Source organism: Staphylococcus ratti, from assembly GCF_020883535.1.
Taxonomy (GTDB): Bacteria; Bacillota; Bacilli; order Staphylococcales; family Staphylococcaceae; genus Staphylococcus; species Staphylococcus ratti.
The window spans coordinates 772,755-797,017 of record NZ_CP086654.1 but is presented as its reverse complement, the minus strand read 5'-3'; the positions used below and the strand labels follow the sequence as shown (position 1 = coordinate 797,017).

The 24,263-nt window shown below is 34.3% G+C and carries 27 protein-coding genes; 10 read left to right on the top strand and 17 right to left on the bottom strand.

The genetic code is table 11. The features are described from left to right. Window positions 1–48: 48 nt before the first annotated feature. Together LN051_RS03705 and LN051_RS03700 are read right to left on the bottom strand one after the other, a co-directional pair. A complete protein-coding gene (locus tag LN051_RS03705) occupies window positions 49–894 on the bottom strand; it encodes a DUF4097 family beta strand repeat-containing protein (protein ID WP_229293248.1) in 846 nt (281 codons plus the stop codon). Then, a complete protein-coding gene (locus LN051_RS03700; protein WP_229293247.1) occupies window positions 891–1,451 on the bottom strand; it encodes an HAAS signaling domain-containing protein in 561 nt (186 codons plus the stop codon). The genes LN051_RS03705 and LN051_RS03700 overlap by 4 nt, the downstream gene beginning before the upstream one ends. Before the next feature lie 186 nt (window positions 1,452–1,637). On the opposite strand from LN051_RS03700, the gene LN051_RS03695 reads away from it, so the two are divergent. Further along, window positions 1,638–2,192, top strand: coding sequence for a thioredoxin family protein (locus LN051_RS03695; RefSeq protein ID WP_229293246.1), 555 nt, complete (start codon window positions 1,638–1,640; stop codon window positions 2,190–2,192). Between the two features lie 148 nt (window positions 2,193–2,340). On the opposite strand, the gene LN051_RS03690 is transcribed toward LN051_RS03695, so the two are convergent. From LN051_RS03690 to LN051_RS03650, 9 genes are all read right to left on the bottom strand, one after another. Next, window positions 2,341–2,754: a DUF2188 domain-containing protein gene (locus LN051_RS03690; RefSeq protein WP_229293245.1), complete on the bottom strand. Its 414-nt coding sequence runs from the start codon at window positions 2,752–2,754 to the stop codon at window positions 2,341–2,343. 49 nt (window positions 2,755–2,803) lie between these two features. Next, window positions 2,804–4,165 carry a gluconate:H+ symporter gene (locus tag LN051_RS03685; RefSeq protein WP_229293244.1) on the bottom strand — a complete coding sequence of 454 codons (1,362 nt, stop codon included), beginning with the start codon at window positions 4,163–4,165 and terminating at the stop codon, window positions 2,804–2,806. 15 nt (window positions 4,166–4,180) lie between these two features. Further along, complete coding sequence (gene gntK / locus LN051_RS03680; RefSeq protein ID WP_229293243.1) at window positions 4,181–5,701, bottom strand: gluconokinase; 1,521 nt, start codon at window positions 5,699–5,701, stop codon at window positions 4,181–4,183. 280 nt (window positions 5,702–5,981) lie between these two features. Next, complete coding sequence (gene pmtD, locus LN051_RS03675; RefSeq protein WP_229293242.1) at window positions 5,982–6,710, bottom strand: phenol-soluble modulin export ABC transporter permease subunit PmtD; 729 nt, start codon at window positions 6,708–6,710, stop codon at window positions 5,982–5,984. Further along, complete coding sequence (gene pmtC / locus LN051_RS03670; protein ID WP_229293241.1) at window positions 6,710–7,582, bottom strand: phenol-soluble modulin export ABC transporter ATP-binding protein PmtC; 873 nt, start codon at window positions 7,580–7,582, stop codon at window positions 6,710–6,712. The genes pmtD and pmtC overlap by 1 nt, the downstream gene beginning before the upstream one ends. A 13-nt stretch (window positions 7,583–7,595) precedes the next feature. Continuing rightward, window positions 7,596–8,243: a phenol-soluble modulin export ABC transporter permease subunit PmtB gene (gene pmtB / locus LN051_RS03665; RefSeq protein ID WP_229293240.1), complete on the bottom strand. Its 648-nt coding sequence runs from the start codon at window positions 8,241–8,243 to the stop codon at window positions 7,596–7,598. Then, on the bottom strand, window positions 8,225–9,115 hold the full coding sequence (pmtA, locus tag LN051_RS03660) for a phenol-soluble modulin export ABC transporter ATP-binding protein PmtA (protein WP_229293239.1): 891 nt from the start codon (window positions 9,113–9,115) through the stop codon (window positions 8,225–8,227). Before pmtA ends, pmtB begins: the two co-directional genes overlap by 19 nt. After that, window positions 9,115–9,492, bottom strand: coding sequence for a PSM export ABC transporter transcriptional regulator PmtR (gene pmtR / locus LN051_RS03655; RefSeq protein ID WP_229293238.1), 378 nt, complete (start codon window positions 9,490–9,492; stop codon window positions 9,115–9,117). The genes pmtA and pmtR overlap by 1 nt, the downstream gene beginning before the upstream one ends. A gap of 210 nt (window positions 9,493–9,702) precedes the next feature. Further along, window positions 9,703–9,876, bottom strand: coding sequence for an SE1626 family protein (locus LN051_RS03650; protein ID WP_229293613.1), 174 nt, complete (start codon window positions 9,874–9,876; stop codon window positions 9,703–9,705). Between the two features lie 164 nt (window positions 9,877–10,040). Here LN051_RS03650 and LN051_RS03645 point away from each other — a divergent pair, with 164 nt between their 5' ends. The 3 genes from LN051_RS03645 (at window position 10,041) to LN051_RS03635 (ending at window position 12,764) form a co-directional block, all read left to right on the top strand. Beyond that, window positions 10,041–11,330, top strand: coding sequence for an aminotransferase class I/II-fold pyridoxal phosphate-dependent enzyme (locus LN051_RS03645; protein WP_229293237.1), 1,290 nt, complete (start codon window positions 10,041–10,043; stop codon window positions 11,328–11,330). A gap of 83 nt (window positions 11,331–11,413) precedes the next feature. Continuing rightward, window positions 11,414–12,232, top strand: coding sequence for an SPL family radical SAM protein (locus LN051_RS03640; protein WP_229293236.1), 819 nt, complete (start codon window positions 11,414–11,416; stop codon window positions 12,230–12,232). A gap of 13 nt (window positions 12,233–12,245) precedes the next feature. Next, on the top strand, window positions 12,246–12,764 hold the full coding sequence (locus LN051_RS03635; protein WP_229293235.1) for a methylated-DNA--[protein]-cysteine S-methyltransferase: 519 nt from the start codon (window positions 12,246–12,248) through the stop codon (window positions 12,762–12,764). 160 nt (window positions 12,765–12,924) lie between these two features. Here the strand turns inward: LN051_RS03635 and LN051_RS03630 are convergent, their stop codons facing one another. From LN051_RS03630 to groES, 3 genes are all read right to left on the bottom strand, one after another. Continuing rightward, window positions 12,925–13,107, bottom strand: a complete 183-nt coding sequence (locus tag LN051_RS03630) for a hypothetical protein (RefSeq protein ID WP_420853989.1) — start codon at window positions 13,105–13,107, stop codon at window positions 12,925–12,927. A 722-nt stretch (window positions 13,108–13,829) separates the two neighbouring features. Then, on the bottom strand, window positions 13,830–15,449 hold the full coding sequence (groL, locus tag LN051_RS03625; protein WP_229293234.1) for a chaperonin GroEL: 1,620 nt from the start codon (window positions 15,447–15,449) through the stop codon (window positions 13,830–13,832). A gap of 77 nt (window positions 15,450–15,526) precedes the next feature. Beyond that, window positions 15,527–15,814 carry a co-chaperone GroES gene (gene groES, locus LN051_RS03620; RefSeq protein ID WP_229293233.1) on the bottom strand — a complete coding sequence of 96 codons (288 nt, stop codon included), beginning with the start codon at window positions 15,812–15,814 and terminating at the stop codon, window positions 15,527–15,529. 170 nt (window positions 15,815–15,984) lie between these two features. On the opposite strand from groES, the gene mroQ reads away from it, so the two are divergent. After that, window positions 15,985–16,740: an intramembrane glutamic endopeptidase MroQ gene (gene mroQ, locus LN051_RS03615; protein ID WP_229293232.1), complete on the top strand. Its 756-nt coding sequence runs from the start codon at window positions 15,985–15,987 to the stop codon at window positions 16,738–16,740. 92 nt (window positions 16,741–16,832) lie between these two features. On the opposite strand, the gene LN051_RS03610 is transcribed toward mroQ, so the two are convergent. Then, window positions 16,833–17,825, bottom strand: a complete 993-nt coding sequence (locus LN051_RS03610; protein WP_229293231.1) for an SdrH family protein — start codon at window positions 17,823–17,825, stop codon at window positions 16,833–16,835. Window positions 17,826–18,006: 181 nt separating this feature from the next. Between LN051_RS03610 and LN051_RS03605 the strand changes: the two genes are divergently transcribed. From LN051_RS03605 to agrA, 5 genes are all read left to right on the top strand, one after another. Beyond that, on the top strand, window positions 18,007–18,804 hold the full coding sequence (locus tag LN051_RS03605) for a carbon-nitrogen family hydrolase (RefSeq protein WP_229293230.1): 798 nt from the start codon (window positions 18,007–18,009) through the stop codon (window positions 18,802–18,804). 651 nt (window positions 18,805–19,455) lie between these two features. Further along, window positions 19,456–20,019 carry an accessory gene regulator AgrB gene (locus LN051_RS03600; RefSeq protein ID WP_229293229.1) on the top strand — a complete coding sequence of 188 codons (564 nt, stop codon included), beginning with the start codon at window positions 19,456–19,458 and terminating at the stop codon, window positions 20,017–20,019. A gap of 2 nt (window positions 20,020–20,021) precedes the next feature. Then, window positions 20,022–20,156 carry a cyclic lactone autoinducer peptide AgrD gene (gene agrD / locus LN051_RS03595; RefSeq protein WP_229293228.1) on the top strand — a complete coding sequence of 45 codons (135 nt, stop codon included), beginning with the start codon at window positions 20,022–20,024 and terminating at the stop codon, window positions 20,154–20,156. A 22-nt stretch (window positions 20,157–20,178) separates the two neighbouring features. Next, on the top strand, window positions 20,179–21,477 hold the full coding sequence (gene agrC / locus LN051_RS03590; RefSeq protein ID WP_420853988.1) for a quorum-sensing sensor histidine kinase AgrC: 1,299 nt from the start codon (window positions 20,179–20,181) through the stop codon (window positions 21,475–21,477). 14 nt (window positions 21,478–21,491) lie between these two features. Continuing rightward, window positions 21,492–22,220 (top strand): quorum-sensing response regulator AgrA, encoded by a 729-nt coding sequence (agrA, locus tag LN051_RS03585; protein ID WP_229293226.1) that lies wholly within the window; start codon window positions 21,492–21,494, stop codon window positions 22,218–22,220. A gap of 98 nt (window positions 22,221–22,318) precedes the next feature. Here the strand turns inward: agrA and LN051_RS03580 are convergent, their stop codons facing one another. Then, complete coding sequence (locus LN051_RS03580; RefSeq protein WP_229293225.1) at window positions 22,319–23,815, bottom strand: sucrose-6-phosphate hydrolase; 1,497 nt, start codon at window positions 23,813–23,815, stop codon at window positions 22,319–22,321. A gap of 218 nt (window positions 23,816–24,033) precedes the next feature. Beyond that, on the bottom strand, window positions 24,034–24,258 hold the full coding sequence (locus LN051_RS03575; protein ID WP_229293224.1) for a sulfurtransferase TusA family protein: 225 nt from the start codon (window positions 24,256–24,258) through the stop codon (window positions 24,034–24,036). Window positions 24,259–24,263: the final 5 nt, after the last annotated feature.

The following is a 24,263-nucleotide window of genomic DNA, read 5'->3' as shown; positions in this document are numbered from 1 at the left end:
CGCTTTGAAGCCCGGTAAACGGTATTTCAAAGCAGTTGTCCCAACCTCTTATAGAATATTAATATCTCCTTGATTCGTATAAAGTTCAATTAAATGTTGACCTGTTCCATTTTTCCCTTGATGCAAGTTAGGCACATTAACATGAATTTTGCCATTTTCTGGAACTAATTTTAACATCACATCTTTAGGTGATTTCAAGTAACGCATTGAAATATCACCATGATTCACTGACGCTTTTAAATCACACTCTGGCTGCATTTTATTCAATTCTATACTTCCTCGATCGACCTTGAAAACACTTTTTTTAACGAGCGCGTCATTAATTGCAATTTTACCTTTATTCACACTAATTTCTGAATTAGAAAGTGCGCTATTATTAACACTAATAAACGTCTCATTTGCCGTAATATTCGTATCATTAAATGTACAATTATTTACGTTAATCTGACCTGTGACTTCATTCCAAAATGTCGCATTACTACTTTGAATATCCTCCACATCTAAAATCCCGACTTGTGTTGTGACATTAATTTCATCAAGCTGTTTAGAAGGCACTGTAATAGTAAGTTGCGCTTTTGAACTATTAAAAGGATTAACATTTAACATTCTCTTTTTCACATTTTGATTATCCGAAACTTGCAATGTTTTATTTTGATTTGAAATATTCACTTTAGACTTTCCTTCGTAACTAACATGAAAAGTATCACCTTTTTTGATGTGAACATCCGCATTATCAGAGTGTACATTGATTCTTTTAATTTCATTAAGTTTAAATGATTTTTCTTTTGTTTCGATTCGATTATTTTTGTCCTCAACTGTAAACCATACGACTGTCCCAATTACAAAAAACACAAGAAACATAATTAAACCGGTCATAAATAATTTTTTCATCATTGAAATGTTCCTTTTTTAATAAAATTAATATTCCATTTTAGATAACGAATCAATCCATTACGCAATAGACATAGAAATTTTACAATTAATACAAATAACATTAGACCTAAACCAGAATAAGCAAAACTAAATAAGTAATTGGTCAGTGAGAATTGAGCCAAGCCTGCATAAATATTAGTTATAAATACAATTATTGGTGTTAAAATCATCCCTAATGCAATGAACGTACCTATAATAATAAATAAAAGAATGAAAATTAATGGCACAACGATAAAGAATAACGTAATAATACTCATTCCTATCGTTGCAAAAACCGCCCTTCTAATATGATTAAAATCCGGTTTGATTTCGGCATCTTTGACCGCATATTTAGCATACTTTTTCTTTGCAATTTGCTTCGGCTTATCTAAAGCTTGGATGATTTCTGAATCAGACTTCCCTTTTTCATTTTCTTTATAGAAATGCGTTTCATACTGATTCATCACATTATCTACAAGTTGATTCGGTAAGCGCTTTAACTGATGCTCAAGTTCATTTAAAAAAGTGATTTTATCCATTAATCTCCCCCCTTTTTTCGCTAAAATCATTTCAACACTTCAAATTATAATTTGAAACAATAAAAATTAAAACCTTGTACCATTATTTGTATTCTAAATGTCACATTCTTAATTTGTTGTAATCTTTTTAATTTTCTTTCAATAAGACGCTTGATATAATAAATATAATGAAGGAGGGTGTTATTTATGGCGAATTTAAAAACATATTATGCAGAAGCAAAACCTATTCACCAATATATTGATGATATGTCCGTAAACAAAGAAAACCTTTTAAGCATCTATAAAGAATTTGAACCGCCTACGAACAATCAACGGTTAGACAGTATCAACACGAAGGGTTATCACTATGTCTTAGTCATTACTGAAGACTGGTGTACAGATGCAATGATGAATAATGCTATCTTAAAGCATATTTCTGAACAATTGAATCTGGAAGTCCGTGCATTTTATCGTGATGCCAATACAGATTTAATCGATCAATATTTAACAAATGGTAAGGCACGTGCTATTCCTATTTATATATTCATGAATGAAAAGTTCGAACAACAAGCTGTATGGGGACCAAGAGCTCAGTCTGTTCAAAACTTTGTGAATAAACTTCGACAAACCTTACCAGATAAATCTAACCCTGACTTTGAAGATAAAGAAAAAACATTCCACCAAACTGTACGCAACCGCTACTTAACCGATCATACATTGTGGAATGATGTTTATGAATCCATTTTAAAAACATTACTATAAATTGAACCGAGAACATGCAAATAAGTATTCTGTGTTAGGAGATGATGTTGCGCTTATTTCAACATATCGTAACATTCTTGTTAGAAGTGGGACAGAAATCCGTTTGATTTCTGTCCCACGCTCTTTTTATTGTTATCCTAATCTCTTTTTAATCTGTCTTTGTGTGTTCAATTACTTTTGTATTTTTATTTTCAGCAATTTCTTTTGCTCGCGCAACCGCTTCTTTTTTATATTCAAAAGTATCAGAAGCTTGCTTTGCATGCGCTGTTTTAACTTTCCATACATCGTCTTCAAAGTAGACATGGATATCATTATCATTTAATTGTGGCGTAGCAGAATCATCTTTTTGATGTTGTGTAATTTTTTTGTTTTTGAGCTCATTCAATTCTGACTGCGTCGCATTGTTATACCATTTTTCTGCTTGCGATGTCGCAATCGGTATAATATCTGATTCTTTATAACCATCTTTCAACATTGCGTTACCAATATCAATCGCCTTTTTCCTCTCAAGTTCTTCTAAATTTTTCCAACTTGCTGGGTAATCTGACATTGTCCACGGCATTGTAAACACCTCTTTAATTTTTACTGTACCATACCCTCTAATAAACTTTTTACACAAATAAGCTTAAAATAAACACGAAAGTAAAGCCAGCAATTGAAATGATAGTCTCAACTAAAGACCACGTTAAAAAGGTTTCTTTTATAGTTAAGCCAAAGTATTCTTTAAACATCCAAAAACCCGCATCGTTCACATGTGAACAGAAAACACTTCCTGCTCCAATAGCGAGAACCACAAGTGCAAGGTTTACATCCGCCGTTTGTAATAAAGGTAAAATTATTCCTGTTGAAGATATCGCAGCAACAGTCGCAGAACCTAACGCTAATCGAAGGACTGCAGCTACTATCCACGCGAGCAATAGTGGCGAAATATGAGTATCCGTAAACCAATATTCAATACTTTTTCCAACGCCTCCATCGATAAGGATTTGTTTAAATGCGCCTCCTCCTCCAATAATCAACAACATCATACCGATTGGATTTATCGCTTGTGTTACTGAATCCATAATATGGCTCATTTTGCGTCGTTGCTTTAGTCCCATGCTATACATTGCAAATAGTACTGCAATGAGCATTGCTGTACCAGCTGTCCCAACAAAATAAAGGCCACTTTCAAAAACATTTGTAGCCTCGCCTTGATGACCTGAAATAAGTTGCCAAACTGTCGCCATTAACATTAAAATCACAGGAAGCAAAGCAGTAAACGTACTCAATTTAAAACTTGGCAATTCTGAAGCTTCAAATGATTTCGTCGCCCCAAGCGAAGCAATATTTCCTTCACGCCAAAATGCTTGTGACGTTAATTTCGGTGCGAGTTTTATGAATAATGGCCCTGCAATAATCGTGACCGGTATAGCCACTATAAAGCCATATAATAAGACTTCCCCAATATGAGCATTAAGTTCTTTTGCAATGACAACAGGTCCTGGGTGGGGCGGTAAAAACCCGTGTGTAACCGATAATGCTGTTACCATCGGCAGGCCAAGGGTCAGTTGTGAAATTTCCATTCTTTTCGCAATAGTAAAGACGAGGGGTATCAACAATACGAGTCCCACTTCAAAAAACAAAGCAATGCCAATAATAAAAGAAGCTAAAACCATAGCCCACATGACATAGTGTTGTCCCAAACGTGAAACTAACGTATCAGCAATTTGTGTGGCACCGCCTCCATCTGCAAGTAACTTACCTAACATCGCACCTAAACCAAAAATCAATGCAATATGGCCTAATGTATTTCCCATCCCTGTTTCAATGGTTGAAATAATCTTATCTAACGGCATCCCTAATAAAATCCCTGTTACCACTGCGGTGACAATTAATGCGATAAATGTATTCAATTTGATTTTCATTATTAATATTAATAAAACTAAAATACCTATCACTACGCTTATAATTGGCCAAATTTCTTGTATCATGATTTCCCCCTTTCATTACTTTTCGTTTTCGTAAGTAGCGATACTTTTGTAAGTACGCATGAGCTGTTGACGCGTCTCAACAAAAATAGAAGAAAGTTTTTGATATTGCAGGACAACCTCCTCATTCGGCTCATGGTAATAGGTCCTTCCGATCCACTCGGAAATGTGACAATAAGCTTTTGGATGCCCTAAAGCTTTGAATCCTAATGCAACTGCACCGAGACACGAACTTTCATAACTTTTTGGAATTTCAACGTGACAGTCAAAAATATCAGCCATCAATTGTCGCCAAAGCACACTTTTTGAAAACCCACCTGTCGCTTTAATTTTATGAGGTCGTCTACCTGTCATTTCTACTAAAACAAGCAAAACAGAATACAAATTAAATAGCACACCTTCAAGTACCGCTCTTATCATATGACCTTGATGGTGCGCTAACGTCAAACCAATAAATGAACCTCTTACTTCCGAAGACCAAATAGGCGCACGTTCCCCTGAAAGATAAGGATGAAACAACAAACCATTTGCACCTGGATTAACTTTTTGAGCTAATGCCATCATCTCATCAAAAGTCATCATACTATCATGATGGTTAGGCATTTGAAACACATGATCGCGCAACCACTGAAACGTTATCGCACCATTGTTCACAGGTCCTCCAATAACATAATGCGTATCATCTAATATGTAACAAAATGTGCGGCCTTTAGGATCTAATATAGGGTGTTTAACAACCGTTCTTATCGCGCCTGATGTACCTATTGTAACCGCAACTTCTCCTTGTTTATAACTATCTACACCTAAATTAGAAAGTACACCATCACTTGCCCCGATGATAACAGGAATATCGTGGGTTAGGTTAAAGCGTTGACATACTTCGTTTGTAAAAGATAATACATGTGTTGTAGGTACCACTTCTGGTAAGTGGCTATCATTTAAACCCACCAACTTTAGGGCTTCATCATCCCACTTTTTATCATGAATATTAAATAAACCTGTCGCCGAGGCAATAGACATATCCATCACACATTGTTGCGTTAATTGATAGATAATATATGTTTTAATGTCCATCACTTTATAAGCAGCAGCGTATAATGCTTGGCGTGCTTCTTTCATCCAAATCAATTTACATAGCGGGGACATCGCATGAATAGGTGTTCCCGTATTTTGATAAAGTCGCTTTCCTTTTTCATCGTTTTTTAAACGTAGTACCACTTCTTTCGCACGATTATCTGCCCATGTTATAGAATGTGTAATAGGACGCATAGCTTCATCTACCAACAATATGCTGTGCATTTGTGCGCTAAAAGCAATATGTGATAATGTACCGATTTTTTGAGATTTAGCTATAATTTCTTTGAGCGTTGCTTCAACCGCTTCCATCATCTCTGATGGATTTTGTTCGGCCGTATCAATATCTGGCGTCATTAACGGATACGCTTTTTGAGCTTTAGCTCTAACTGTTCCGCTTTCATCAAATAAAACTGCTTTTGTACTCGTCGTTCCAATATCGATACCAATACTGAGCAATGACATAGTTACACCCTCCTCTAATCCTTTTTAACTATTAGACTTATCCTTTTTTTACGCTATTAAGCGCTATGTAAAAGCTCGCTACTTTGAGATGCATATGTATGGTAGTCCAGTCCTATTAATCATACACCATCATCTTTAAAACACGTATCATTTGAAAATGGTACATTTTCAAATGAATGTGTCATCAAGCATGACAATTGCATTAAGCAATTTCCACCCTCCTTCATTCTACACATAAAATAAAGAGCGAGAACAACACTATGTCCTCACTCTTTCTCTATTAAATATCTTTTTTACTAATCACAAACATATTAGCAATAAATAATACTACAATACATGCGATATTTATGAACCATTGCCAATTCGTAAAATCTAAACCACTTTCTAAAGCTTTATCACTCAAATAACTAATAGGAATATATTTAAGCGATTTATTGATGTCTTCCCCAATTTCAGGAATTAAAGGTATAAATGGTTTTACAACTGGTAAAAGGAGTAATAGTAAAATCCCTAAAGTGAATACTAATGCTGGCTTTTGCACAAACATATTAATTAAGAATAAAAGTAAACCATACACTAAAAATAAAATAAGGTAAAAAACGATAAGTTCCCAAATGTTTTTCGTTTCAAAATCTTTTCCATTCGTTATCCAAATAATAGCATAAGTGATTAAAATGACTACACCAGACATTAATAACGAAAGCAGTATGATTGAGAAAAACTTAGCAATAAAATAACTTATACGATTTCTTAAATTATTAACAAAAAGTTGAATTGTACCTTGGCCTGAATCTCTCGTTAACGTTTTAATAATAAACATTAAGCCAATGAGAGAAAAGAACCATTTTGCAACACTAAACATCGTGTTAGGATTTACGTCGTTATGGTTCCCCATCATAATCCCTACAATAAGTGCGATAGGTGCAATACCTAAAAATAAAGCAATATATGTTAACGGGCTTTTTAAAACGCTAATGATATCATATTTAATTAATTGTAAGATGTTCATTATTTGTCACCTCTCTGATTAATATTGAAGTACGTATCTCTTAACGAAGTACGATGCGTCTCGATATATTTTGGAAAAATATTCTGAGCCGCTAATCCTTTCAATACGGGTTGGTAACTGCTTTGAACATTTAAAACAATTTCACCTAATTCCTTTTGGCTTTGAATAACTTGGAAATGCGCTTTAAGGTACTCGATTGCTTTGTCAAAGTCCTCTTGCTCAACTTGAATCATCGTTTGACCCGTTGTTTGATCTTCAGATAAATTGACATCTTGTACGAAATGGCCGTCACGAAGGAATACTGCACGGTCACAAATTAATTCAATATCTTCTAATTTATGACTCGAAATTAAGATTTTCATATCTAATTCTTTTACAAGTTTTTCGATTGTTTTTAATACGTCTATTGAACCATCTGGATCCATGCCATTCGTAGGTTCATCAAGGATTAAATATTTAGGTTTATTCATTAATGAAACCGCAATCGCTAATTTTTGTTTCATTCCCATCGAATATTTTTTCACTTTTTTCTTTATATACGTTTCCATTCCAAAAGCACGTATAATAGATTCTGTATATGCTGAATCGTAGCCTTTGCCTAAAACATGTGCAAACAACTTTAAGTTATATAACCCAGATTTATTATCATACAATTTAGGGTGTTCAATAAGATAACCAATATTATCCTCTTTGGCTATTTGAACTTCACCTGAATAATTGACGATGTTGCCATTCATAATTTTCATAATTGTTGTTTTACCAACACCGTTTTTCCCTATCAACCCTACAATTTTACTATCATTAAATGCAAAATCTATAGCGTCAATAACGGTATTATTACCGTATTGTTTTGTAATTTGTTTTAACTGCATACCTAATGTCCTCCTATACTCTCTTTAGACGTATCACTTGATAAAAATACATGATTGTTGCAGATAATGCACTTACTATAAAATACCAAAAACCAAAATCAATGTAATCATAGCGCAATGGGTTATCATATCTTACCATTCCGTAGCCCGAAACACCCAATCCTATCACTAATGGGATTAAAAAGTGCATTGTAATAATATATAAATAAAGCGGTATGTGGTCATTCATTTTTTCACTACATTGAGGAAATCCAAATAAAAAGCTAAATAAATTAACTGCTATAAACATCCAAAAGAAGTTAAAATGGATATCATTTATACTAATAAATGCATGATCCACTTCGTATCCCCAAAGCACTATTGTTCCCATGACAGTCACCCCCAAAACTGTTAAATAGTGGCTATTTAATAATTGCATTCGGGATACGGGTAAACTGTGTTGAAAAACATATGCAACGGTCTTGCCAAATCGATTAAACAATCGATAAGCCGTCGCACTCTCAAGAAACATGATGATTGTTACTAAAAATATAAAAGTTTGCCAGAATAATGGGTAAATGGATTTTGTAATCATATACCAAGGTAACAATAACAAAATTATCAAATAAAGTGCAACTGTCCACTTTCTCAAAAGAATATTTCTTAATAAAAGTCGACGCATTCCTTCTCCTCCTTTCCAATATTTTCGTAGTGCACCATAATCTCTTCTATCGTCATCGGAGAAATAACGACTCGTTCCCCAAATAATTCTTTAAATACGTGCGCTTCTTTCGTCATGCCTACATACATTTCACCAATAATGTCATATTGCAACATAAGCGCTTTGATTTCATCATCCAAATCTTCTAAACTACCTTTAACACGTTTATGTGTCCCTAACAAAACGTCTTTCGATTCGTTTACTATAATTTCCCCATTTTTTAAATGTATAATATAATCCACAATTTCTTCTAAATCGGAAATGATATGTGTCGACATCAACACTGATTTATTTTCATCCAATAGTTCTTCTTGAATGATTCTCATTAAATCTTTTCTTACAACGGGATCTAACCCATTCATAGGTTCATCAAATATCAATAACTCTGCATGATGACTCAAAGCAATGGCTAATGACAATTTCATTTTCATCCCTAAGGATAACGTGTTTATACGTGAGTGATACTTAATGTTAAAACGCATTAAATAGTTCATAAACATTGCTTGATCCCACTGTTTATAGAAATAAGAAATCGTTTCAACTAATTTTTTAACCGTCCATTTTTCATTCACGTATAATTCTGAATATACAAAACCTATTTTTTCCTTTATGAATACTTCATTTTTTAGTAGAGACTGATTAAAAATTTTTATCTCACCTTGTTGTGGCTGCAAAACATTCATGATTAATCGAATCATCGTTGTCTTTCCAGAACCATTTGCACCAACTAAACCTGTAATATAGCCTCTAGGGACATTAAAATGAATATCTTCCAAATTCAAATTTTTGTTTTTATAATGAATATGACGCATTTCAATTGCATAATCAGGCATTAGTTCTCCTCCTTGTACAATAGGGCTATAATATCTTCAAGCTCTTTTAATGACATGTCTATTGTTTTTGCTTCTTTTACCAATGATTGTGCGAGCGATTCAATCACGATAAATTGTTTCTCTTTAAGTATCGATGCATTTTGTTCTTTAACATAAGTTCCTTTGCCTCTGACTGTTTGTAAGTAGCCTTCTTTTTCTAAATCTTCATAAGCACGCTTAGTTGTAATTACACTTACGCTGAGTTGTCTGGCAAGTTCTCTCATTGATGGAAGTGATACGCCTGGTAGAAGCTTACCTTGTAAAATTTGCGCTTTAATTTGTTGTTTAATTTGTTCATAAATAGGCGCCGTACTATGCCCTTCTATTAATATTTTCATCATCCACCTCCAGAGTGTATATAAATAGTATATACAGTATATACAATTGAATCAATACCGCTTCCTCATTTTCTGAAAATATGCACTTTTTATCATTATGAAAAAAGAGACTTTAGCATAAAATTGCCAAGTCTCTGATTGAACCTTCTTCAATTTAATTTTAGTCTATGACTTTTAATCTTCATCGAAATCATCACTCGTTACGTCTCTCTATCTTTTTCGTTTACGATAGTTATTTCGACTTATGAATGCACAAATCATAAACATAATTGACGCAATAAATAGTTTGATAGCAGCAGCTTCTTCGTCTTGAAATTGGAAGAACGCACCGATTAAAAATACACTTATTGCTATGATTAAAAATATTTTTGTTAGATGTTTAATCATTGTTTCACCTCATTTCTACTTAGTATAGCAAATAGTATTGCACCAAACAAAATTAGAATGACACAATCAAATATATTCTGTGAATGCGTTTTCCATCTCTTTAACTTTTAGTCAATTCACGTTATAGTAAGAATATCTAAAATAAGGAAAGGTTGACATTTATGAACCCTCTAGCCCTATCATTAAATGATGCATTAAACCGCTCAAACCCTATCGTATTAGATATGCTTTCTGATTTAGGAAAAAGCATGTACTATCCCAAAGGCATTTTGACACAATCTGCAGAAGCGAAAACTGCAGAATATAACGCAACAATTGGTATGGCGACAAATAAAAATGGAAAAATGTATGCTGATTCGTTATATGATATGTTTAATCATATGACAACGGATGAAGTATTTTCATATGCGCCCCCTCAAGGACTTGAACAATTGCGTATTTTGTGGAAGCAAAAAATGCTAAAAGAAAACCCCGACCTTTCGGAAAACCAAATTAGCACACCTATTGTAACAAATGCTTTAACACATGGTTTATCTTTGGTAGGTGACCTTTTAGTCAATGAAAATGATACATTACTACTCCCTCACCATAATTGGGGAAATTACAAACTCGTTTTCAATATTCGCCATAAAGCAAATATTGAAACATACCCAATTTTTGATAATGAAGGCCATTACACAACGGATGGCTTAATTAACAAATTGGAGCAAGTGAACCAAGAAAAAGTCATACTTCTCTTAAATTATCCGAATAACCCTACAGGCTATACGCCAACAACATCTGAAGTTCAAAGCATTGTTAATGCTATTGACAAATTGGCACAACGTGGTGTTAACGTCGTTGCTATCGTAGATGACGCATATTATGGTCTATTCTATGAAGAAGTTTATGAACAATCTATATTTACTGCATTAACACAATTACAAAACGAACGTGTATTACCAATTCGTCTTGATGGTGCTACTAAAGAATTTTTTGCATGGGGCTTTCGCGTTGGTTTCATGACATTTGGAATCACTGATGAAGAAACAAAATCGATTCTCGAAGCCAAATTAAAAGGCCTTATCCGAAGCAATATTTCTAGCGGCGCTACGCCATCTCAAGCAGCTGTACAATATGTATTAGAAAACAATGAAAAATTTGATGCTGAAATTCAACAAAACATCGAAACACTAAATGCGCGTTACCGTATTACAAAAGAAATCGTCTACAGAGAGGAATACAAATCATTATGGCAACCTTATGATTTTAATTCAGGCTATTTCATGGCGCTCCAAGTGTTTGGTGTTGATGCTGAATCTTTACGTCAATATCTCCTTGAAAAATATTCTATCGGTATCATTTCATTAAATGATCAAGATATTCGTATTGCATTTAGTTGCATTGAAAAAGATCAAATTGAGCACGTGTTTAGTACAATTGCTCAAGCTATCAAGGATTTACAAGCTTAAATTACGCAAAGTAACGAGACACCTATATAAGACGACGAAATCAATACCACTGATTTCGTCGTTTCCTTTTAGGAGGAATGAATATGGAAATTGAATATAGACAACCTAAACAATTTTTAACGAAAGCCAGTGGTTTTTTAGCATATTATACGCATACGTTAAATCCATATATGGGTTGTCAATTTGGATGTCAGTACTGTTATGTACGCAAGTCACCTATTTCTTTATTTTCAGGAAAAAATTGGGGAGAATGGGTTACAATAAAACAAGATGTGACCCATCAATTCGAAAAGGAGCTTCGACGCGCAAAACAAAAAGGGAATGTTACGATTTTCATGTCATCTTCAACAGATCCATACCAACCTCTTGAAAAAAAGCATGAAATTACACGCCACCTACTCGAGGTTATGGCACAAGCGCCTCCAGATTTTCTATTTATTCAAACGAGAAGCCCATTAATTCAACGTGATATAGATATTTTATCTAGGTATCCCGGAAAATTCATTGTAAGCATGACTATTGAAACTGATCGAGAAGAAATTATCCGCCACTTTACGCCTCATGCCCCTAGTATCAAATCACGTTTGTTAACGCTAGCTAAATTAAAAGCGGCCAATATTCCTGTTCAAGTTGCGATTGCTCCTGTTTTGCCTTGTACTGATGATTTTGCACATATATTAAAGCCTTATACACATCAAGTCACCGTCGACGATTATTTTATGGGAGACGGGTCGCAAGGTCGCCGCACGAAGGCACTTGGTATCGATTCAATTTATAAAGCTATTGACGAAATGTCTTGGTACCATCCAGAAGCCTATCAAAATGTCGCAAACATGATGAAAAAGACATTTGGTGATGGGAATGTTGCCATTAGTATCGAAGGGTTTAAACCTAAAAATTAAGAGGAGCATTTCAATGAAACTTTATTTTCAAGACTTTCAAACACCTTTAGGAGAAATGTGTGCTGTCGCTACGCAAGATACACTCGTTATGCTTAGCTTTAAAGATTCAAAAGATTATCCTACGACAATACAAAAATTAAAAAAACGCGGTTCACTCACACGTGTTTCACATCACCCTATTATTGCACAAATTGCTAGCGAGCTTACCGCATATTTTTATGGAGAATGTTCCATATTTAAAACACCTACTCGTTATCTTACTGGTACTTCCTTTCAACAAAGTGTGTGGGAAGCACTACAACAGTTAAAAATAGGAAGTACCGTTAATTATAGCCACATAGCCCATATGATTGAGCGCCCTCAAAGTACACGTGCAGTAGCTACGGCAATCGGACACAATCCATTATCCATCATAGTGCCTTGTCATCGTGTCATACGTAAAGATGGCCAACTAGGTGGGTTTAACAGTGGTCTTTACCGTAAAAAACAATTATTAAAACATGAAGCACGTATTAAAACAACTATTTCTTAGAAGTACAATTTAGCATTGCGTAATGTTACACCGTAAATGTACTAAAAAATTCACCTTTAAGCACCTTGTTATCATTTCTTTTGCATCCTCATACAAATAAGAGGGCATAACGCCCTCTTATTTTGTAAATGCAGTATTACAAGTTGGTACTATAAAATTTTTACATGCCATTTAACTTTTTCGTTAAATGTACTTCAATTTTTGTTTTTGCAGAATCAACAATTTTATTATCACTGTAAATCATTAAATATCTAAACTGCTCAAATGTATTAGCAAGTGCTGGCATCATATCATACCAAAATGTCTCTTTACCTGCTTCTATAAATTTGAAGTTCTGCTGCAAACTTGAATAATAGATAAACAGTTATCATTTTAATGGTGTAGGTTCTCTTAATCGCCTTCCACATTACAAGGGAGTGGGACAGAAATCTATTTAATTTCGTCGTCCCACCCCCACAAGGCTGACTAGGATTGAAAAAAGCTGTAAGCGTATTTTCAGTCCAGACAGCTACTGTGGCTTTTTAATTATTACTTTCTCATTTGATGTGGGACAGATTTCGTTGTCCTCCCTTTATAATAGTACCACTGATAATATAATTTATACTAATGCACACATCATAAATGAGGAAGGCTAGAATGAGTAAAAAGATAACAATCGGTTTTATAGTATTTTTAATCATAATCCTAGTTTTTAACCTTCTAGATAATAAATTTATACAAAACCCACAAATCTCAATGGTCACTAACATAACAATCGGTTTTATTATCTGATATATCCTTTCTTATAAAAAGAAAAAGTAAAAGCATATAAGTAGTTCGTCTCTCCTACAGTCAGTATTCAGCATAACTAAAAGGTTACATTCAACATTCTTGTTGCGCATTTGACCATACAAAAAGACGCTTTCCAAAAGTTAATCAACTTATGGAAAACGTCTCTAAATGTTTATTTTAAATGTCCTTTTAGTTCATCTGAATTAAAGGGCATTTTTATTTTTTCGGATTTTATGTCATTATTATGTCATTCTGATTTGTAAAATGCCTTTAAATCAACGTTTATAAGCTATTTTACATCATACCTGGCATGCCGCCCATTGGAGGTGCGTCATTTCCTTTGTCTTCTGGAATGCTAGCAACTACCGCTTCTGTTGTTAAGAACATTGCAGCTACGCTTGCTGCATGTTGTAATGCAGAACGTGTTACTTTTGTAGGGTCTACAATACCTGCTTCTAGCATGTTTACCCATTCGTTCGTAGCCGCATTGTAACCCACACCTGGGTCAGCATTTTTCATGCGTTCTACAATAACCGAACCTTCAAGGCCAGCATTTTCAGCAATTTGGCGCACAGGTGCTTGTAACGCTTTTAGTACAATATTAATACCTGTTGCTTCGTCACCTTCAGCTTCTATTTCACTTACATTTTGGTACACGTTCATTAATGCTGTACCACCACCAGCAACAATTCCTTCTTCAACTGCTGCACGTGTAGAGTTTAACGCATCTTCAATACGTAACTTACGCTCTTTAAGTTCAGTTTCTGAAGCTGCACCTACTTTAATTACTGCGACACCACCAGCGAGTTTAGCAAGGCGTTCTTGTAATTTTTCGCGATCGAAATCTGAATCTGTTTCATCAATTTGTGCTTTAAGTTGATTCACACGTGCATCAATATTTGTAGCATCTCCATCGCCATCTACTACTGTAGTATTGTCTTTTGTCACTTCTACTTTGCTTGCTGTACCTAACATATCAATCGTTGCTTCTTTTAATTCAAGCCCTAAATCATCAGTAATCACTTGAGCACCAGTTAGAATCGCTAAGTCCTCTAACATCGCTTTACGTCTATCACCGAATCCTGGCGCTTTTACAGCTACTGCAGTAAAGGTACCGCGCATACGGTTTAAAACAAGGTTCGTTAACGCATCGCCGTCAACTTCATCAGCTACGATAAGAATTGGACGACTAGACTGTACCACTTGTTCTAATAGCGGTAAAATGTCTTGGAATGATGAAATTTTCTTATCCGTAATTAATATATACGGTTTTTCTAATTCAGCAGTCATTTTATCTGAATCTGTTACCATATAAGGTGACTGATAACCACGGTCAAATTGCATACCTTCGACAACGTCTAATTCTGTATTAAAACCGTTAGACTCTTCTATAGATATGACACCATCATTACCTACTTTTTCCATTGCTTCAGAAATGAAACGACCTACTTCTTCATCTGCAGCTGAAATGGCACCTACTTGCGCAATTTCTTCTTTGTTTTCAACTTTTTGAGAAATCTCATGTAATGCTTCTATCGCTACTGCTACTGCTTTATCAATGCCTTGACGGATTCCTACAGGATTCGCACCGCTTGTTACGTTTTTCAGTCCTTCTTGAATCATTGCTTGAGCAAGCACTGTCGCAGTTGTTGTACCGTCCCCTGCAATTTCGTTTGTTTTGTTAGCAACTTCTTGTACAAGTTTAGCGCCCATATTTTCATACGGGTCTTCTAATTCAATTTCTTTTGCGATTGTCACGCCATCATTTGTAATTAAAGGTGCCGTAAATTCTTTGTCTAATACAACATTACGTCCTTTTGGCCCAATTGTTACTTTAACTGCATTCGCAAGTTGGTCTACACCACGTAACATAGCTTGGCGCGCATCTTCTGAGAATTTTAATTCTTTTGCCATAATATATTAACCTCCGTAGCTTGTTGAAATATATGATTTCTAAATGGTGAATCTATTTCTATTTATCTGATTTTAAATTATTCTTCAATAATAGCTAAAACGTCTTCTTCTGTTAGAATGAGGTAAGCTGTTTCGCCTCTTTTTACTTCAGTACCTGCATATTGTTGAAACACAACACGATCGCCAACGCTTACTTCTGGTTCAATACGTTGACCATTATCTAAAATTCGTCCCGTACCTACCGCAACGACTTCACCTTCATTTGATTTTTCCTTCGCAGAATCTGTTAAAACGATACCGCTTTTTGTAGTTTGTTCTCTTTCTTTCTTTTCAATAACAATGCGGTTTCCAATTGGTTTAAGCATGTGTTGTTACCTCCTTATGTTGTTGCATGATTTAGCACTCATAACACTTAAGTGCTAATCTATTTTTAATAATAATCAAAGTTAGTCAAAACTTCAAGTATTAAGACTTAGTTTGTTGAGTCGGTTATCTAGATGCGATATGATGAGATTAACACTTAAGGAGGTCCATTATGAATCGAATACTCGTTTCTATTCTAACTCTCATACTCTATCTTTTTGCCCAATTTGCACCTACTATTGCCAATCACTTTGGGCTACTACCTCAGCATCAGAATCAGTTTGCACTTATGAAACAACTTATACATATTCAATTAATCATTTTTATTGTCGTTGCGGTTATTATTCTAATCATGCAATGGCGTGTAAAAAATCCATTACAACTTGAATTAGGCCATAAAGAACCTAAACGATACATACTCCCTTGGGTTATTGCGGGGTTAGCTATCGTATTAATCTTACAAATTGTCGTTAATGTCATTAGTGTATTTGTACTAAATAGTAATCCGGCAAGCGAAAATACGCTGAAACTAATGAAAATTGCAAAGGAAATGCCGATATTTATTTTGCTCATTGCGATTATCGGGCCACTTCTAGAAGAATTTGTTTTTAGAAAAGTAATATTTGGAGAATTATATCAATTCATCAAAGGTACTAATACAATCCGATTTATCATTGCAAGCATTATTAGTTCGTCTATATTTGCAATCGCACATATGGATTTTTCACATTTTTTAGCTTATTTTGTAATGGGTATCGTGTTCTCTGCTTTTTATTTCTACACTAAACGTTTGAGTGTCGCTATCGGAATCCATATGGCACAAAATGCTCTCGTAGCACTTGTCCAACTTACGATTCCTGAAAAAGTGATGGAAGAATCTCTAAAACAAACGCAATTTATTCATACGATCTTTGCCTTCCTTTTCTAAACTCTTCTCACTCATTAACACGTGACAAAGTTACAAATTACTTCAAATAAAAAAAAGACTTCCTTGATTAATCAGGGAAGTCGCGCTTACTATTAATTAAATTTTTTTATTCTTCTCCATATTGCATAACTAAATCCCACTATAAATAAAAGACTACCTATGCCAATACCTATATATTTTAAAATATTTAAACCTTCATGTTTGCCATTATGATGATTTCCATTTTGACTCGCCTCTAAATTTTCACCATTTTGGTTAATCTCGTGTACTTTATCTTCATTTTGAGAAGAGGCATTTAATCTTCCCGATGCTTTTTTATTATCTGTAATCGATCCAATTTCTCCAGTCATTAAAGCAAGCATTTTTCGATCTAAATTTTGATAATATTGACGCGTTGCTAAAGGATTAAAAGATTGATTGAGCAACATTTCATCATTCTTCGCTTGTTGATGTCTTAACCCTGGATTTAAAATAAAATCTGTTCCTGGATTTAGCCCACCAGTATTGCGATGAGTAGGATCAATCACAATTGGGCCCTGACGATTGTCTGTATTTGTGCCATTTCCTTGATTAGGTGGAATAGGTTGCTCTGTTGACGGTTCTTCTGTCGATGGCTGTTCCGTTGATGGCTCCTCTGTCGACGGTTGTTCTGTTGATGGCTCTTCTGTCGATGGTTGTTCCGTTGACGGCTCTTCTGTCGACGGCTGTTCTGTTGATGGCTCCTCTGTCGACGGTTGTTCCGTTGATGGCTCTTCTGTCGACGGCTGTTCCGTTGATGGCTCCTCTGTCGACGGCTGTTCCGTTGATGGCTCCTCTGTCGACGGCTGTTCTGTTGATGGCTCTTCTGTCGACGATTCTTCTGTTGATAAAGCTTCGAACAATGCGCGCGTAGAATTAGAAAGATGCGAAACATTTGTATATGCTAAAGTATGTGTATCAGTGAGTCCTATAATGGACGCTGTTAATTTATCCGTCGTTGCATTTGCGGAAGTAACGACACTTGTAGGAACATAAAAAAGAGTGCCTATAGTTAACAGTGCTACACTAACCATTTTTAATCGACGCGTATTTTTCTTTTTAAACAAATGAAAAGCACCTCCTTTTACAAATTTTATCAAATCTAGTATAAACAAATGTGACTTTAAATACCACCTTGCCCTTTCAAGACCACTTGAATCCGCCCATTCCTACACCATGAGGCACTTTTGTGTCTTTTTTTAAATTCTAGTACAATAAACATAAAATATGATAAATGGAGGTCCTTTCATGAATGTGCAAGTTTATCAATTTTATGTTGAACCCCAGTCGCCTTCAAAAAACGAAACAAAAATTAAAAAATTAATCGCCGAAAATATCCAAGATGAGACTGAAGTTATTGTACTTCCAGAAATGTGGAATAACGGTTATGCCCTTCAAGCTTTAAAAGAAAATGCTGATAGCCATTTACAACGTTCTTTTCAATTCATAAAGTCTTTAGCTTTACACTATAATGTTGATATTATTGCTGGATCTGTGTCTAATCGTGAAAATGAAAGTATTTTTAATACCGCTTTTGCTGTTAATCGTCACGGCGAAAAAATATACAACTATCACAAAATACATCTTGTTCCAATGCTAAATGAGCCGAACTATTTAGATGCAGGTCATAACGTTCCTTATATGTTTGAATTAAGTGATGGTACACCCGTTTCACAAATCATTTGCTATGATTTACGTTTTCCTGAGCTTACGCGCTATCCAGCCGCAAGCGGAGCCAAAGTAATGTTTTATGTCGCACAATGGCCCGACGTTCGACTCAACCATTGGTGTAAATTATTACAAGCACGAGCAATAGAGAATAATATGTATGTCATCGCAGCAAACACATGTGGAAGTGATGGTAACACAATATTTGCCGGTCATTCTTTGGTTATTAACCCAAATGGAGATATTATAGCAGAAGCAAATCAAGTGGAAACAGTTTTAAACGTCAAACTTAATTTAAATGAAGTGGATGAACAACGTAAAAAAATCCCAGTATTTGATAATTTACGCCCAGAAGTTTATCAACATTTTACCAAATAGAAAAAGACGAGCTTGGGAGAGGCCCGTCTTTTTTATTTAATATTAAGGGAATGTTTATTTGTTTACAGTTATTCTATTTAATTAATTGGGGATGTTATTAATTATGAAAAAATTTAGTGAATTTACCGATTATTAAATGTTTACAATAGTCTCAATATAGAAACCTGACTTTTAAGCTTCAATTACTAATGGAAAAAGATTTTTAGCATTTGGGAGAATGATTACTTTTTCAAGAATTTTTTAATTGTTTCAGCGATTAATTTAATGAATTCAATTACTGTGTTAATGATATCACCTGTCATTGTAAAGCACCTCCTCACTAGTAAGTATTCCAAGACTTTAGAGTTTGCACATGTGAAGTAAGCTGAGCGAAGAATACAACACAACGTGCGTCAATAAACACTTTAGGTATCACAAGGGCGTAATACCGAACCACTTAATGTGATTATGGCTATATTAAACCATGTGTACATACGTTTGTGTACACAAATGCCTAAATTACGCTTTTATATGCTTAAATGTACAGTTTATATATTAAATTTATATAAATTTCTGATTTATCGAACAGTTAGGCATTGAAATTCTACAGTTGGGCAAAAAATAGAATTATGAATTAATTGCGCTTTATAATATTGAGCAAGGAGGAGTGCCATGAAAGTCGTTGATAAAACCATCGATATGCTCGCATTAAGACTTCAAAAGAGACAAAATTTAGATCATGTTGATTACCTAAAAATACGTTTAGGCATGCAAGTGTTTGTAATTAATCTCTTCAAAGGTCTTATTACTTACGGATTGGCAATCCTTCTCAACATCTTTTTATACACACTCACTGTACACATTACGTATCTCGTTTTAAGGCGTTTTTCGCATGGTGCCCATGCGAAAACATCACTATTGTGTCATGTTCAAAATATTATATTCTTTATATTTTTACCATGGCTAATAGTTAAATATGACATACCATTCTTGTTTATGTTATTCTTATATATATTAGGATGGTTTTTGGTTTTAAAATATGCTCCTGCTGCAACACGTAAACAACCTATTAAACAATCACGTGTGAAAGGACTTAAAATGAAATCATTACTAGTTATGACATTGTATCTTGTATTGATTTTACTTGTCCCAAGCCCGTACAATTTGTTAATTGCGTATGGAGCGATTTTGCAGTCTATGACTTTATTACCAATATTTTTCCCTAAGGAGGAGTAACAATGCCTATTCTCGAAGCTATTTTCAATTTATTTACTAGTTTTTTTAAATCTTTAGGTACTTTTGCCTCAATTAACCCATGCACAGGTTTTTTTGATGAGCCTGAAGTTCCTCAAGAGTTAAGCAAAGCAGAATAATTTTAGAGAGTGTGTATAAGAATTGGAAATAATAGATGTTATTTTAATTACATTCTTCCAAGCTTTTGTGTTTTTTGCTGTAATTAACATTATCATAATTGAAAAAATCAATTATAGCTTTTGGGATTGCTTCTCTCTTTTATTCGGGGTGGTAATCCCTTCTACTATTTTATTCATAATCTACGATAGAGAAAGTCTACTTTTTTTAGTTATTAGCTCCCTTGTATTCTTCTATTATAAAAAAAGAATAATTGGAGTAATTGCAGTACTATCAAGTGTATTAATTCTTGTTATTTGTGATTTTTTAGCCACCTGGTTTTATTACCTAATCAATGGATTAACAATTAACTCTACTGTTTTATTTGTTATTTATTCATTCGTGTTTGCATTAATAACGTTTATTACTGCTCTTGTAGTTAGACTTTTGATGATTAAACTAAAATACACATGGCTATACGGCAATAAAATCTATTTTATAGTATTAATCATTTGTCTTTTAGTTTTCTTTTTAACGATGTTCTTTTTTCTGCCAGATCAAGTAGCGAATGTCGCTGAATTTAAAATGATAGGTATTTTCTACTTCACTTTTGCGGCTATTTTTATTGCGATTTTATTATTAGTAACGATTACTACATCACGGGAAATCAAATATCGCAAAAGTAAGCAAGAAATTGACGATTACTACAATTACACTTTAAAAATCGAAGAAGTCAATAATCGCATTCGAAAGTTTAGACATGACTACATCAATATATTATCTACGATGTCAGAGTATTTGCGTGAAGATGATCTCGAAGGACTCAAAGCCTATTATGCTAAACATATTAGTCCACTTAAAGATCATTTTGAAGCAAATTCATTGAAATTAAACGGGGTAGAAAACCTGAAAGTTAAAGAAATTAAAGGTGTAATTACTACAAAAATATTACAAGCACAAGAACGCCAAATTGAAATAAGTGTGGAAGTCGCTGACGAAATTAATGAAATTAATATGGAAATGATTGATTTAAGTCGTATACTTGGAATTATAATGGACAATGCGATTGAAGCATCTATGGACATTGATTCGCCGATGATTCAAATTGCATTCATTAAAACAGATACTTCTGTGTTAATCATCATTATGAATAAAGCACCTGAAAATCTTCCTAAATTACACACCTTGTATCGAGAAGGCTTTTCTACAAAAGGTAAAGAACGTGGTTTAGGATTGTCTACTTTAAAAGAAATTACCGACAGCAAAAATAATGTATTTTTAGAAACAACGATTGAAAATCATTACTTTATTCAAAAATTAGAAATCATGAATAGCAATGGTTAAGGATGTGAGCCGATTTGAAAATATTAATCTGTGAAGATGACCCAAAACAAAGAGAGCGAATGGAATCAATCATTCAAAATTATATTATGATTGAAGAAAAGCCTATGGAAATTGAAATTTCTACAAGTGATCCTTACGCCCTGCTTGAAGCTTCTAAAAATATGACGGATATTGGTTGCTACTTTTTAGATATCCAACTCGAATCCGATATTAATGGTATTAAGCTTGGCAGTGAAATTAGAAAGCATGATCCCGTAGGTAATATTATTTTTGTAACAAGCCACAGTGAATTAACCTATCTCACATTTGTCTATAAGCTAGCTGCTATGGATTTTATTTTTAAAGACGATATGGATGAATTACGCACACGAATTATTGATTGTCTTGAAACGGCATTAAAACGCTTAGACCTACTTACTAAAGATAATACAGTCGAAACGATGGAATTAAAACAAGGCAGTAATTCTGTTTATGTTAATTATGATGATGTGATGTTCTTTGAATCCTCACCAAAATCACATCGCTTAATCGCGCATTTGGATAATCGACAAATTGAATTTTATGGTAACCTTAGAGAACTTGCCCAAATTGATAATCGTTTCTTTAGATGTCATAATAGTTTCGTTTTAAACAGACATAACATTTCTCATGTTGATGCTAAAGAACGTATCGTTTATTTTAAAAATGATGAATTCTGTTACGTTTCAGTACGAAACATTAAAAAAATCAAAAAGCCAGAGTAACCGTAAAACACAAACAATAGAGCCTTTTCAATTTGAATTTTTGAGATTCAAATTGAAAAGGCTCTATTTATATATCTACAATGGTGACCTCTTTAAACTTAGTGTGCCCCATTCTCATCAACGATAATATCGTATTTCGTCATTTTTAAATAAACTTGACCAGAATCTGTCACTACTTTAATTTTGTTCGATTGAGGGTTTGGAAAAATGCGTGATGTTAATACTTTTTCCCCATCATTACAAAAAATTTCAATACTTGATGTGTCTACAAAAATACGGAGTTGTTCTAAATCTGATGATAGCTCTGTAATGCGCACAGTATCTTCAACTGGATATGGCAATTGGCCACTGTCAAAACGGTCAAGAATCACTCGGCGTGTTGCTGTTTCATAACGGATTACTGTAGCTTCATTTTTAGAAGCTCTTAGATGAAACTCAATTGCAGATGCTTCGTTTTCCAAAATATCAATATTCAATTCATATCGTTCACCTTCATAAGGATGAAGTTGCTTAATAAATTTGTTTGCATAGCCTAATGCCGTCTCTTTATTGTGACGCAACTTTCTCAAATCCATATGTGGCTTTTGTTTTAATTTTCCTGACTCGTACGTCAAAATGCGTGGCAATGTTAAACAATGTGCCCATCCTTCATTGTCTGTCGGATATTGCGTATCCGGAAGTCCCATCCAACCAATTAAAACACGTCTTTTTGATTCATCTAAAAAAGTTTGGGGCGCATAAAAATCAAAACCGTTATCCAATTCAACAAAAGATTCATGCTCAAAATGCAATGTATCAAAATCTAACGTTCCGATAATATAGCCACTTTGATAAATATTTTGATATCGATTTTCTTCTGATTCGATACCTTGAGGACAAAATAGTAACACATCTTTACCATTCAATTGAAAATAATCCGGACATTCCCACATAAAGCCAAATGCGTTTAAATCTGTTTGAATTTCGCCTTTAAATGTCCATGTTGATTCAGGATGGTCGGCTTCATAAACAAGGACCGTTCCTGTTCGATTTTCTCTTTGTGCCCCAATTACAGCGTATAAACGGTCATTTTTTTGAAACACTTTAGGATCCCTAAAGTGTTGTGTATAGCCTTTAGGGGGCATGGCGATGACAGGTGTTGTAAGTTTTTCAAGATCACCTTGCTCATTTATTTTGGCAAGCATTTGTGTACTTTTTCGTTGCCATGATGCTGTTCGTTGATTCGCTGTATACATGTAATAAAGTTGCCCTTCAAATTCGAATGCACTCCCGCTATAGACCCCATGACTGTCATAAGGTGTATCTGGTTTAATAATTGGACCTTGAGGTTTTAAATGCACTAAATTTTCACCCTTATAGTGGAACCAATATTTCAATCCATGTACAGCACCGAAAGGAAACCATTGATGTGATAATAAATACTGACCATTAAAATAAATTAAACCATTCGGATCATTTAATAACCCCGTTTGAGGTTGGATATGATACGTTTGACGAAACGCCGATACATCAATTTGCTTTTTGAGTTCTGCCATCGTTTCTGGACTCACGTCTTCGAACTTTTGATAGCGTTTCTCACGACTCCATTGTTCCATTAAAATACGTGTCCTCCTTTAAAGCGTTTATTCTTCTACTCAATTAATATGTATTCCTTTATATGAAGCTATACGATATGCTCAATATTGTCATACGTTAACTCATACAATCTCTATGCTATTTTATCATATAAAGTGAGAGTTTCTTTAGAAATTTTCTACAAAAAAATCGACTAACTCCTATCACTTTTAGGAGTTAATCGATGTGCTTTTTAATGTTAAGCTTTCTGAACCGTAATGGTCCAAGAAGCATCGCCTACTTGCTCATAATTTGTTACAGGGTAACCCTTTTCAGCAGCCCAATTAGGAATTGCTTCAGTGGCTTGCGTGCAATCAAAATCTATTTTAAGTGCGTCCCCTACATTTAATTCTTCCATTTTCTTTTGTGCCTCAATAAGTGGAAATGGACAAACCATCCCAACTGTTCCTAGTTCATATATCATGTTAA